The following is a 12,096-nucleotide window of genomic DNA, read 5'->3' as shown; positions in this document are numbered from 1 at the left end:
GGAACCGGACATGAACGTGATGGAGCCCAGTATCGCAAATTTCTCCCCGCGCAACAGCCATGGGCGCGTGGTGGATGTGCTGGGCCGGGAAATCGTGGAAGGGAAATACCCTTCCGGTGCCGTTCTGCCGGGTGACAATGAGCTGGCCGAGCGCTTCCAGGTGTCGCGCACCGTGCTGCGTGAGGCGATGAAGACGCTGGCCGCCAAGGGCATGGTGCAGGCCCGCGCGCGCATCGGCACCAAGGTCACCGACCGCAAGTTCTGGAACCTGTTCGACGGCGATGTGCTGAGCTGGCACTTCAGCGGCGGCGTCGATGCCGCCCTCTTCAATCATCTGTCCGATGTGCGGCTGGCACTGGAGCCAGCGGCCGCGTCCATGGCCGCCCTCAACGCCAGTGACGATGACATCCGCACCCTGCACCGGCTGACCGATGCCATGCGCGACGCGGAAGACGCCCGCGCCTTCGCCGAAGCCGACATGAAGTTCCATCTGGCCGTGCTGGAAGCCTCGCGCAATCCGTTCATGAGTTCGGTCGGCAGCCTCATCGGCGCGGCCCTCGTCAGCATTTTCCGCCTCAGCTCTCCCACGGGCAGCCGCGAAGGCTTTGCCGAAACCGCCGGCACGCACCGCGCCATTGCCGATGCCATCGGCCAGCGCGACCCTCAGGCCGCTGCAAAGGCCATGGAGCGCGTCATCATCATCGGCCGCGACCGCGTGCTGCCCAGCGCCAGACAGGAAGCCGCAGACGCTTCTGCGTGACGGCAGATACTCTTATGCCAAGGCTTTCGATGCTGACGCATCTCGCCTTGAGATTGCTCAGGCGCCGCATGGGCTTGACCAACTCCCGGTGAGCCAAGCTCACCGGGAGTTGGTGTCACAAACGGATGACGAACAGCTTGCGGGTGGTTTCGATCACCTCCCAGATGCCGGAAAAGCCGGGCTGGATGATGAAGCTGTCGCCGGTCTTCAGATCGCGCACAGAGCCGTCCGCATCGGTCAGGCGGGAATGGCCGGACAGGATCGTGCAGAACTCCCATTCATCATAGGAGACACGCCAGGCGCCCGGCGTTGATTCCCAGGCGCCGGTGAACTGCCGCTCACCATCGCGGGTCTCGAGCAGCCAGGTGGTGAAACGCGGGTCCCCCGAGATCACCTTTTCGGGGGCCGGTGCATCGTGCTCCGGCGTCAGCTGATCCAGATCGAGCGGAAGAAAGTGCTTCATGCGGCCTCGCTGCATTTCCGGAGACGGTTCCAGACCATGGCACAGGACGGGAAAACGAAAAAGGCAGGTTCAGTTTCCTGAACCTGCCTCGCCGAGGTTACCCTCGAAGTGGTGGAGCCAATCGGAATCGAACCGACGACCTCTTGAATGCCATTCAAGCGCTCTCCCAACTGAGCTATGGCCCCGAAACTTTTGAACCGGCTTGGGTCACCGGCGTCTGTGGAGGCGGGTTATAGAGGGGGTCTTCGAATTGATCAAGAGGCTTTTGCCAGAAAAATCAAAAACCGCCTGTGGACAACTCAACCCCTTGAAAAGCCCCGCAGAAATCTGAGCATCCATGAGCCGGCAAAGGCCCGGAACAGCAAGGGGCGAGGCTCTGGCGCACCGGTTGCCCCGATGGCCTGCAGCCCCGCCCCCTTGAAGACTGGAGAATAAGGATCCGGCAGCAGCAGCTCACCGGATGCCCATTTCAACAGATGCCGGTCTCAGCGGTCGGTATCGTCGTCCATCTCGACAACGATGCCCGGGACGGCTTCGTCTTCGTCTTCCTCGTCCTCGATGAAGACATCGTCATCGGCGTCATCGTCGATGGCCGCTTCGTCGTCATCGCCCAGATCCGGAACGATATCGCCCTCGACCTCGGCATCGGCCTCTTCCAGGGACACCAGCTCGGGAGCCACCAGATCCTCTTCATCCTCGTCCTCGTCCTCCTGCTGGACGACGCGGGAAGCCTTGGCAGCGCGGCTGCTCGACACGATGTCGAACAGGGTGCCGCACTTCGGGCAGGTGATGGGGTTGCGGTTCAGGTCGTAATATTTGGCGCCGCAGCTAGGGCACAGCCGCTTTGTGCCGAGTTCAGGTTTTGCCACCGTGCTTACCCTTTGTTCGTGCTCGAGGGTTTGTCCAAAATTCTGTCTCCGGCACTTCCGGGCTGGAACGCCTCTGTCCAGTCCGCAAACGCCGGGGCCGTCTTGCTCAAGGCGCGGCCCTTAAATGCGGCGCGCCCTCATGTCAAAGCCAAATGACCGGCCTCGTTGACTGAAGCATTCTCAGGCGCTGCGCAAGCAAAAATTCGTGCCATCCCGCACTCGCGGATGACGGGGGCATGGACCCGTGTTAGGAGTGACCACTTTTTCAGGCTCCGCAACTTCCGGAATTGACCATGTCTCACGCTTCGACGCCCCGCCCCTTGCGTTCGCGCGCCGGTTCCGCCCTCACGGGCCGCATCCGCGTGCCGGGGGACAAATCCGTCTCGCACCGCTCGCTGATGTTCGGCGCCCTGGCTGTCGGCCGCACCACCGTGACCGGCCTGCTGGAAGGCGAGGACGTGCTGAACACCGCCGGTGCCATGCGCGCGGCCGGTGCACGCATTCACAAGGATGAGAACGGCACCTATCACATCGACGGTGTTGGCCTCGGCAGCCTGCTGGAGCCGGAAGACGTGATCGACTTCGGCAATGCCGGCACCGGCGTGCGCCTGACCATGGGCATCTTCGGCACCCATCCGATTGCCGCCACCTTCGTGGGTGATGCGTCCCTGTCCCGCCGCCCGATGGGCCGCGTGCTGGATCCGCTGCGCCAGATGGGCACGCAGGTCGTCGCCCGCGCCGGGGACCGGCTGCCGCTGTCCATCCGCGGCGCCGACATGCCGCTGCCGATCACCTACCGTGTGCCGATGCCTTCGGCGCAGGTGAAGTCCGCCGTGCTGCTGGCCGGCCTCAACACACCGGGCGAGACGGTCGTGATCGAGCCCATCGCCACCCGCGACCACACCGAGAAGATGCTCGCCGGTTTCGGCGCCGATATCTCCGTGACGATTGACGAGCAGGGCGCCCGCATCATCCGCCTCAAGGGCCGTCCGGAACTGAAGGCGCAGGCCATCGACGTGCCGGGCGATCCCTCCTCTGCCGCCTTCCCGATCGTCGCCGCACTGATCACACCGGGCTCCGACGTGACGGTGGAAAACGTGCTGCTCAACGAGCACCGCACCGGCCTCATCACCACGCTGATCGAGATGGGCGGCGACATCACCATCGAGAACGAGCGCATGGCCGGCGGTGAGCGCGTGGGCGACATCCGCGTCAGGGCCAGCAAGCTGAAGGGCGTCACCGTCCCTGCGAACCGCGCGCCGTCCATGATCGACGAATATCCGGTGCTCGCCGTGGCAGCGGCCTTTGCCGAGGGCGACACCTTCATGCCCGGCCTTGACGAACTGCGCGTGAAGGAATCCGACCGTCTCGCCGCTGTGGCGCGCGGACTGGAGGCCAACGGCATCCCTTGCAAGGAAGGCGAGGCAGAGCTGACCGTGACGGGCGGCGCCTCCGGCATTGGCGGCGGCATCGTGACGACCCACCTCGACCACCGCATCGCCATGAGCTTCCTCGTGCTCGGTCTTGCCAGCGGCAAGGCCGTGACGGTGGACGACGGCGCCGTGATCGCCACCAGCTTCCCCACCTTCACCAGCCTCTTTGCAGGCCTTGGCGCAGACATCAGCGAGCTGGAGGACGCCCGCGCATGATCATTGCCATCGACGGACCCGCCGCTTCCGGCAAGGGCACGCTTGCCCGCCGCCTCGCCGCCCATTTCGGCCTGCGGCATCTGGACACCGGCCTCACCTACCGGGCGGTTGCCGCGGCGCTTCTGGCGCAGGGCCTGCCGCTCGGGGACGAGAAGGTGGCCGTCGATATTGCCGGGCGTCTTGACCTTGGCCACATGGACCGCAGCGCCCTCTCCGCCCACGAGGTTGGCGAGGCCGCCTCGCGCATTGCCGTGCTGCCGGGCCTCAGGGATGAACTCGTCCGCCTGCAGCGCGCCTTTGCCCAGACCCCTCCCGGTGCGGTTCTGGACGGGCGCGACATCGGCACGGTGGTCTGCCCGGACGCGGATGTGAAGCTCTATGTCACCGCCGCCCCCGAGGCGCGCGCCAAGCGCCGCACGGCGGAAATCCTCTCGCAGGGCAAGGAGGCGGAATTCGCCTCCGTGCTGGAGGATCTGAAGCGCCGGGACGAGCGCGACATGAACAGAACCGTCGCTCCGCTGCGCCAGGCTGACGGTGCGCACTTGCTAGATACGACCGGAATGGGTATAGAGACGGCGTTCCAGGCGGCTGTGGATATCGTCACCTCCGCCCGGGCATCCTGATCAGGAGCCTCGGAAAGACCCGCCCGGCCATGCCGGAGAGCGGGATTTCGGCTTGATCAAACAGGCAGCCTTGTGACGGGCAGGCGGGTCAGCCCCCCTCTCCGCCGGCATGGGCCGCATGAAGGAATTCCGGTTCGGGCAGCCGCTGATGCAGTGCCTGGACCAAGGACGTTACGGATCTCCGCCTTCCGTCCGCCGGCCCGCGCCGGATCTGCTTTTGGGGCAGGTTCTGCGTGGAAGGATGCCACCTTGCGGTGGTGTCCCGGAAGGAATGGGGGTCCATCATCAACACCAGCCCAGCCGGCGACGCCAGCAATGGCACCAGGAGTTTTTATGTCTGCAATGAACCCCTCCACCGAGGATTTCGCCGCCCTTCTGAACGAGTCCTTCACCACGAACGACCTCTATGAAGGGTCCGTCGTCAAGGGCATCATCGTTGCCATCGAGAAGGACCTCGCCGTCATCGACGTCGGTCTGAAGGTCGAAGGCCGCGTTCCGATGAAGGAATTCGGCGTCAAGGGCCGTGATGGCGACCTGAAGGTTGGCGACGAGGTCGAGGTCTATCTCGAGCGCGTCGAAAACGCTCTCGGCGAAGCCGTGCTGTCGCGCGAAAAGGCGCGCCGCGAAGAAAGCTGGGTCCGTCTCGAAGTGTCGTTCGAGAAGGGCGAGAAGGTTACCGGCCAGATCTTCAACCAGGTCAAGGGCGGCTTCACCGTCGATCTGGATGGCGCCGTTGCCTTCCTGCCGCGTTCGCAGGTCGATATCCGCCCGGTGCGCGATGTCACCCCGCTGATGCACACCCCGCAGCCGTTCCAGATCCTGAAGATGGACAAGCGCCGCGGCAACATCGTGGTGTCCCGCCGTGTCGTGCTGGAAGAGACCCGCGCCGAGCAGCGTTCGGAGCTGGTGCAGAGCCTGGAAGAAGGCCAGACCGTGGAAGGCGTGGTCAAGAACATCACCGATTACGGTGCGTTCGTCGACCTCGGCGGCATCGACGGCCTGCTGCATGTCACCGACATTGCATGGCGCCGCATCAACCACCCGTCGGAAGTTCTCACCATCGGCCAGTCCGTCCGCGTGCAGATCATCCGCGTCAACCAGGACACGCACCGCATCAGCCTCGGCATGAAGCAGCTTGAAACTGATCCGTGGGATGGCATCGAAGCCAAGTACCCGATCAGCGCCAAGTTCTCGGGCCGCGTGACCAACATCACCGATTACGGTGCGTTCGTCGAGCTGGAGCCGGGCATCGAAGGCCTGATCCACGTGTCCGAAATGTCCTGGACCAAGAAGAACGTCCATCCGGGCAAGATCGTTTCGACCTCTCAGGAAGTCGACGTCATGGTCCTGGAAGTCGATCCGGTCAAGCGCCGCATCTCGCTCGGTCTCAAGCAGACCCTGCAGAACCCGTGGGATGCTTTCGCAGAGCGCTTCCCGGTCAACACGGAAGTCGAAGGCGAAGTCAAGAACAAGACCGAATTCGGTCTGTTCATCGGCCTCGAAGGCGACGTGGACGGCATGGTGCACCTCTCCGACCTCGACTGGAACCGTCCGGGCGAGCAGGTCATCGAGGAGTACAAGAAGGGCGACATGGTCAAGGCCGTGGTGCTCGACGTGGACGTGGAGAAGGAGCGTATCTCGCTCGGCATCAAGCAGCTCGGCGGTGATCCGTTCGAAGCTGGCGCCGCTGGCGAACTGCGCAAGAACGCCATCGTCTCCTGTGAAGTCATCGAAGTGAAGGATGGCGGTCTGGAAGTGAAGGTTGCCGACAGCGATCTGACCACCTTCGTCCGCCGCGCCGATCTGGCCCGCGACCGCGACGGCCAGCGCCCCGAGCGTTTCTCGGTTGGCGACAAGTTCGACGCCCGCATCACCCAGTTCGACAAGAAGACCCGCCGCATCTCCGTCTCCATCAAGGCGCTCGAAATCGCCGAGGAGAAGGAAGCCGTGGCACAGTACGGTTCTTCCGACACGGGTGCCTCGCTCGGCGACATCCTGAGCGCCGCTCTGAAGGCCCGCGACGAGGATTGATCCCCGTCCGGTCACCTGACCTGAAACTGGAACGCCCCGGTCAAAAGCCGGGGCGTTTCGTTTGTGCGGGGGCCTCTCTCGCCAAGACGGAGCGTCGCGTGTAGTCTGCCGCCTCTGCCCCGGATGCCGGGGCGCTGGAAGGACGCCGGGACGCTCATGATCCGCTTTGACCTCAATCCCCGCCTTGAAGGCGACAGCCTGCACGTGACCGATCTGCCGCTGTGCGCGGTGCGGCTGATGAAGGATGCCAATTACCCCTGGGTGCTGCTGGTGCCGCGCCACAGCGACCTGATCGAGATCATCGACCTTTCCGCAGACGACCAGCTGCAGCTGATGCGCGAGATTGCCCGTGTCAGCAAGGCTCTGCGCGCCATCACGGCCTGCGAAAAGCTGAATGTCGGCGCCCTTGGCAACATGGTCTCCCAGCTCCATCTGCACATCATTGCCAGGTTCCACGAGGACCCGGCCTGGCCCGGCCCGGTGTGGGGCGCCGTTCCGGCAAAGCCCTATGAGCCGGGCGTGGCGGAAGATCTGATCAACCGTCTGCGCGCTGAACTGGACACTGGACAGAACACTGGGCCGGAAGCCTGAGCCGAAGCATTTCCGAGGGAGACTGAACCGATGGCATCTGACGCTGTGGCCCTGGCGAATACGCTGGCCGGCATGAGCTTTACCGTGAACCCGCTGGACCGCTGTTCGGAGCTGCGCGGCAAGACGGAGTGGCTCATCGAACAGATGACCCGGCCCGATGCCCGTTTCGTAGCCTCCACGGCAGGAAAGCTGGTGCTGACCCGCGACGGTGGCGCGCCCTCGATCCGCCATGGCCGGGCCGGTGCCGACCGGCTGGGCTTTGATCCGGCGGAGGCCATCCTGCTAGGTCTGGAAGGGGATGAGCGCCGTCCGCTGTTCACCTTCGCCTGCACCGGCACGGACGAGGACCTGGAACTGCGGCCGGATCTCGAAGTCATCGATCTGCGCAGCCTGGCCGTCCGCGCCGATCTGCCGGAGGCCGATCTGGGCGCGCTGGCGCAGACGCGTGCACTTGTGCACTGGCACATGAGCCACCGTTTCTGCTCGCGCTGCGGCCAGAAAAGCGTGATGGCGGAGGCCGGTTACCGGCGCGACTGCCCGGCCTGCGGCGCCATGCATTTCCCGCGTACGGACCCGGTGGTGATCATGCTCATCACCCATCACGACAAGGTTCTGCTGGGCCGCCCGCCGCGCCTTGCCGAAGGCATCTTCACCGTTCTGGCCGGCTTCATGGAGCCGGGCGAGACCATTGAAGACGCGGTGCGGCGCGAGACTTACGAGGAATCGCGCATCCGTGTCGGTGATGTCTCCATTGTGCTGAACCAGCCATGGCCCTTCCCCGCCAACCTGATGCTGGGCTGCACGGGCGAGGCGCTGACGGATGAGATTGCCTTCGAGCAGGACGAACTGGAGGCCTGCCGCTGGTGTGACCGGGCAGAAGTCCGCCAAATGATGGCCGGCACCCATCCGCTCGGCCACCGCACCCCGCCGCCCATTTCCATCGCCCATCAACTGATCGCGGGCTGGCTGGCGGAGGAAGGTGCATGACGGAGAGCGGCCGTTTCTGCGTCTATCTCACCCATCCGGAAGTGCGGATAGATCCGGCCGTGCCCGTGCCGGAGTGGGGTCTTTCAGACACCGGGCGTCAACGCGCCGAACGGGCCGCAGCCCTTCCCTGGGCCGCCGGGATCCGCCATGTGGTGTCGAGCGGCGAGCGCAAGGCCATCGAAACGGCCGAACTCTTCGCCGCCGCCCGCGGGCCTTCCGTCACCATTGTCGAGGCCAGCCACGAGAATGACCGCTCCGCCACGGGCTTTCTGCCGCCGGCGGAGTTTGAAGACGTGGCCAACGCCTTTTTCGCAGAGCCCGAGGTCAGCGTGCGCGGCTGGGAGCGGGCGATTGATGCCCAGGCCCGGATCGTCGCGGCCGTCCGCTCTGTGCTTGCAGCAACTCCGGAGATGGACCCCGTGCTTTTCTGCGGCCATGGTGCCGTGGGCACGCTGCTGAAGTGCCACCTGCTCGGCCAGCCCATATCCCGCATCCATGACCAGCGCTCCGGCGGCAACTGGTATGCCTTTGACCCGCAGGATCTCGACCGGCGCAACGCCTCCGGCCTCGGGTGGACCGCGGTCTGACGGGCATCTGTGATGCCCCGCTCCGGCCGCGTCTTGCGCGGTCTGGCCGAATCAGCGGCTTCGGGCGACACTGAAGCCCCTTGATCAAACCGGATTGCCCATGCGCCCCCTGCGACTTGCCGCCCTTGCCGCCAGCCTGATTGCCATCTGCGCCGCCCTCAGCCCGGTACAGGCAGCCTATGAGGCCGAGTTCCGCGCCTTCCTGTCCGGCAACGTTGCGCCTGCCGCCCGCGCCGCCGGCGTGCCGCAGGCTGTGATCGACCGGGAACTCTCCGGCCTGACGCCGGATGAAAAGTTGCCTGGCCTCAGCCGCCCGGACCGGCCGGAAGCCCCGCCTGCCGTCAATTTCCAGGCCGAGTTCAAGGCCCCCGGCGGCTACTTCCAGGACAAGCAGTTCCGCGCACTGGCAGGTCCGGGCCGCAGCCTGATGCAGAAACATGGCGCCACCCTGAAAGCCGTGGAAGCGCGCTATGGCGTTCCGGCAAGGATCATCGTCGCCATCTGGGGCCGGGAGACCGGCTATGGCGCGGCGAAGATCCCGCATGACGGCCTGCGCGTGGTGGCGACCCGCGCCTTCATGGGGGAGCGGCGGGAGTTCTTTCTGGGTGAGACGGTGGCCGCGCTGCAGATCCTTGCCGATGGTCATATCACCCGCGCTGAACTGAAAAGCTCCTGGGGCGGTGCCATGGGCCAGCCGCAGTTCCTGCCCTCGTCCTTCCTGAAATATGCCGTCGATTTCGATGGCGACGGCCGCCGCGACATCTGGCGCTCCGTGCCCGACACGCTGGCCTCCATCGCCAATTATCTCAGCCAGCATGGCTGGGAGCGCGGCCGCGACTGGGGCTATGAGGTGGTCCTGCCGCCGTCCGTCTCCTGCTCCCGCGAGGGGCCGGACCAGCAGCAGACGATCTCCCGCTTTGTCCGCGAGGGCGTCACCCGGGTGCACGGGCGCGAATTTCCCAAGGCCGAACTCGGCAAGCCCGCCAATATCCTGATGCCCGCCGGGCGCCATGGCCCTGCCTTTCTGGCCACCGGCAATTTCTATGTGCTGAAGGCCTATAACGAGAGCGACGTCTACGCCCTCTTCGTCGGACACCTCGCCGACCGCTACGGCCGCGACGAGGGCTTTGCCGCGAACTGGGACCCCACGCCGCATCTGTCACGCGGCGCCGTGCGCGACCTGCAGCTGAAGATGCAGAAGGCAGGCTATGACGTCGGCAAGCCCGACGGCCTCATTGGCTTCAAGACCCGCCGCTCCCTCGGGCTGATGCAGGAAAAGGCCGGCCGCAGGGCCACCTGCTGGCTGGAGTGAAAGAGGCGGCCTCCCTCACCCTGCTGCCTTACGTCCCTCGCTCGTCTCGTCGAGGCGCTTGAGGAAGGCGATGCGGTCCATGACCTGTGCCGAGCCCTGCTGGTGCATCTGGCTGATTTCGGTCAGGTCATGCAGCGAGCGCTCGATGTTGCCGGCCTGGGCGAAAACCTCATCCACCCGCAGGACGATATGCTTGTAACGCTCGCCCTCGCGGGCGAACTGATCACGTGTGGCGTCAATGATGCCGCCCAGTTCCCCCAGCGAAACCTCGATGTCGCCAATGGCCTTCTGGGTGTGCCCGAGCGATGCCTTGGTGTCGTTGGCAAGCTTCTTCACTTCCCCGGCCACGACGCTGAAACCTTTGCCGGCCGCTCCCGCCCGGGCCGCTTCAATGGTGGCGTTGAGAGCGAGAAGGTTGGTCTGGGCGGTGATATTGTCGATGATGCCTAGCACCTGGCGCAGGGAATTGAGCGATTCAGCCACGCTGCCGAACTTGCTGGCCAGCTGCGCCGAGTTATCCTCCCCCGCGCTCTCTGCGGACCCGCTGTCGCCCGCCATGGCACCGCGGATGTTGTTGATGACGTTGCCGACTTCCGACACTTCGGTCACGACATTCTCGATCCGGCTGGAGGCTCCCAGATAATGGGCAATATCATCCACCACCTGCGAGCGGAGCATGTTCAGCACCTGCACCTGATTGAGGCGGCGGCGGGTGAAATACTCGACAAAGCTGGCGTAGTGGATGGGGAAGTTGTCGATGAACTCGTCCTTCCAGGCAGTTCCGTCGTTTTCGAAGAAGACGAGAGCAACCAGCGTCTGGTTGATGTTGACGCCCAGAAGCTCGCCGAATGTCGAAAACCCTGCGACCGGCGCCGGCCAGAGCCCCGTGGCATTGCGCAGCTCCGGGCCATTGGACAGGCGCCGCAGGATGCAGTCATTCATCATCACCGCCACCGGCTTCGGCTTGCCGGACAGGAACTGGCCGATGTCCCGGCGGGTCTGCTCGATGAAGCCGGTTGCTTCCAGAAGGTAGAGAGCATCACCCGGCGCGATATCGCAGTAGAAGGTGATGATTTCGTTCTGAAGATTGATGCCGGAGATCGAGCGGACGAACACCTCACCGCCGATTTCAACGCCGCAGGTGCGGTTCTGCAGCGCCTTTTCCAACCCGTCCGGACTGACGCCGAGAGCATGCGACAGGGCGCTGACAAGGGAAATCGTCTGGCCTGAGACCGGATCCATCACCGCGCTCACCGTGCGCCGGTCCATGTCCGCATCCACAACGACAAAGCGGGTCTGCGTCTTGCGGAAATTGTGGCTGCGCATCACACCGTAACGGTAGGCTTCGGCGACCTTGATGAAGACGATGACAGCGTGGTTCTCCAGCACGCGCTTACCGTCAAAAAGCCGCGTGGTCTTGAAGTCCAGCGTGCCGCCGGCCGAGCCGCCGATGAAACAGCAGGGGAACCGCCGGGTGCGGTAGACCGCTTCCATGAAGTAGTTTTCAGAAAGCGACAGGCCATCGATGAAGGTCAGCGCAAAGGCAGACCTGGCCTCCAGCGGGAAAGAGGGCCGCACGCTTTCCAGGCCTGACATGATGCGCTGAATGCGGCTTTCCCGGTCCAGCGGCTTTCGCCCGCCGCGCAGGTCCTCGCTGTGCAGCGGCACGGCAAAGACCTCGGCCTTTTCCACGAGAGCACCGCCGAACACCTGCAGCACGACAGAGCGCCAGTTGCCCGAGGCACTGCAGTAAACGCCCTCGCCCGCTTCGGCGCACAATTCACCTGCGGTGGTGGTGCCGATGACCATGGCCCCTTCCGCAAGACGCTGCAGCCGGCTCATCACGGTCTGGAAGTCCACATTCGGCGAGACATAGGCCAGCACCAGACGGGGCACAGAGCCGTTGATGAGAAGATCTGCGGCAGCGAGGCCGGACAAGCTGTCATCCGTCCGGATGGTGCGCACGGGCGGGGCGGCGTGCTCCTCCTGCACAGCCGTTGCATCCGTCTTGGGCACGGACAGGTTCTGCTCTGCTGTTGCTGCCGCCGGCCTGCGCTTCATCCCGAACATGCAGTTCTCTCCCCGAACTCAGACTCATTCCCAAAAGGAAACAGAGCCCAACTCTCAGGGACAGCGCATAACGAAACGTAAACTTGAGCCATCAACCGCGGCTAAAGAGAAGTATTTTGGTGCAGTAAACCTGGAACCAATAAGAAACCGCGTA

The 12,096-nt window shown here is 64.6% G+C and carries 11 protein-coding genes and 1 tRNA gene; 8 read left to right on the top strand and 4 right to left on the bottom strand.

Going from position 1 to position 12,096, the window contains the following annotated elements:
- The first annotated feature begins 19 nt into the window (after positions 1 to 19).
- Positions 20 to 760 (top strand): FadR/GntR family transcriptional regulator, encoded by a 741-nt coding sequence (locus ACVNHC_RS15840; protein WP_082206016.1) that lies wholly within the window; start codon positions 20 to 22, stop codon positions 758 to 760.
- A gap of 115 nt (positions 761 to 875) precedes the next feature.
- Here ACVNHC_RS15840 and ACVNHC_RS15835 read toward each other — a convergent pair whose 3' ends face one another.
- The 3 genes from ACVNHC_RS15835 to ACVNHC_RS15825 form a co-directional block, all read right to left on the bottom strand.
- Complete coding sequence (locus ACVNHC_RS15835; RefSeq protein WP_186391571.1) at positions 876 to 1,223, bottom strand: cupin domain-containing protein; 348 nt, start codon at positions 1,221 to 1,223, stop codon at positions 876 to 878.
- A 109-nt stretch (positions 1,224 to 1,332) separates the two neighbouring features.
- A tRNA-Ala gene (locus ACVNHC_RS15830) sits at positions 1,333 to 1,408 on the bottom strand.
- Positions 1,409 to 1,708: 300 nt separating this feature from the next.
- A complete protein-coding gene (locus ACVNHC_RS15825) occupies positions 1,709 to 2,092 on the bottom strand; it encodes a TIGR02300 family protein (RefSeq protein WP_019963733.1) in 384 nt (127 codons plus the stop codon).
- A 293-nt stretch (positions 2,093 to 2,385) separates the two neighbouring features.
- On the opposite strand from ACVNHC_RS15825, the gene aroA reads away from it, so the two are divergent.
- From aroA to ACVNHC_RS15790, 7 genes are all read left to right on the top strand, one after another.
- Positions 2,386 to 3,741 (top strand): 3-phosphoshikimate 1-carboxyvinyltransferase, encoded by a 1,356-nt coding sequence (gene aroA / locus ACVNHC_RS15820; protein ID WP_457167953.1) that lies wholly within the window; start codon positions 2,386 to 2,388, stop codon positions 3,739 to 3,741.
- On the top strand, positions 3,738 to 4,364 hold the full coding sequence (gene cmk, locus ACVNHC_RS15815; RefSeq protein ID WP_050473402.1) for a (d)CMP kinase: 627 nt from the start codon (positions 3,738 to 3,740) through the stop codon (positions 4,362 to 4,364). Before aroA ends, cmk begins: the two co-directional genes overlap by 4 nt.
- Before the next feature lie 333 nt (positions 4,365 to 4,697).
- On the top strand, positions 4,698 to 6,395 hold the full coding sequence (rpsA, locus tag ACVNHC_RS15810; protein ID WP_050473403.1) for a 30S ribosomal protein S1: 1,698 nt from the start codon (positions 4,698 to 4,700) through the stop codon (positions 6,393 to 6,395).
- A gap of 156 nt (positions 6,396 to 6,551) precedes the next feature.
- Positions 6,552 to 6,986 (top strand): HIT domain-containing protein, encoded by a 435-nt coding sequence (locus tag ACVNHC_RS15805; protein ID WP_050473650.1) that lies wholly within the window; start codon positions 6,552 to 6,554, stop codon positions 6,984 to 6,986.
- A gap of 30 nt (positions 6,987 to 7,016) precedes the next feature.
- Positions 7,017 to 7,973, top strand: a complete 957-nt coding sequence (gene nudC / locus ACVNHC_RS15800) for an NAD(+) diphosphatase (RefSeq protein WP_457167950.1) — start codon at positions 7,017 to 7,019, stop codon at positions 7,971 to 7,973.
- Entirely contained in the window at positions 7,970 to 8,560 is a 591-nt protein-coding gene (locus ACVNHC_RS15795; RefSeq protein WP_457167948.1) for a histidine phosphatase family protein, read from the top strand. The genes nudC and ACVNHC_RS15795 overlap by 4 nt, the downstream gene beginning before the upstream one ends.
- A 100-nt stretch (positions 8,561 to 8,660) precedes the next feature.
- Complete coding sequence (locus tag ACVNHC_RS15790; protein ID WP_457167946.1) at positions 8,661 to 9,872, top strand: lytic murein transglycosylase; 1,212 nt, start codon at positions 8,661 to 8,663, stop codon at positions 9,870 to 9,872.
- A gap of 15 nt (positions 9,873 to 9,887) precedes the next feature.
- Here the strand turns inward: ACVNHC_RS15790 and ACVNHC_RS15785 are convergent, their stop codons facing one another.
- Entirely contained in the window at positions 9,888 to 11,942 is a 2,055-nt protein-coding gene (locus ACVNHC_RS15785) for a methyl-accepting chemotaxis protein (protein WP_457167944.1), read from the bottom strand.
- Between the last annotated feature and the right edge of the window lie 154 nt (positions 11,943 to 12,096).

The sequence above is a fragment of the Pannonibacter sp. Q-1 genome (genome assembly GCF_054073275.1).
Note: the sequence above shows the minus strand (reverse complement) of the source record. Positions and strands in the feature narration are given on the sequence as shown.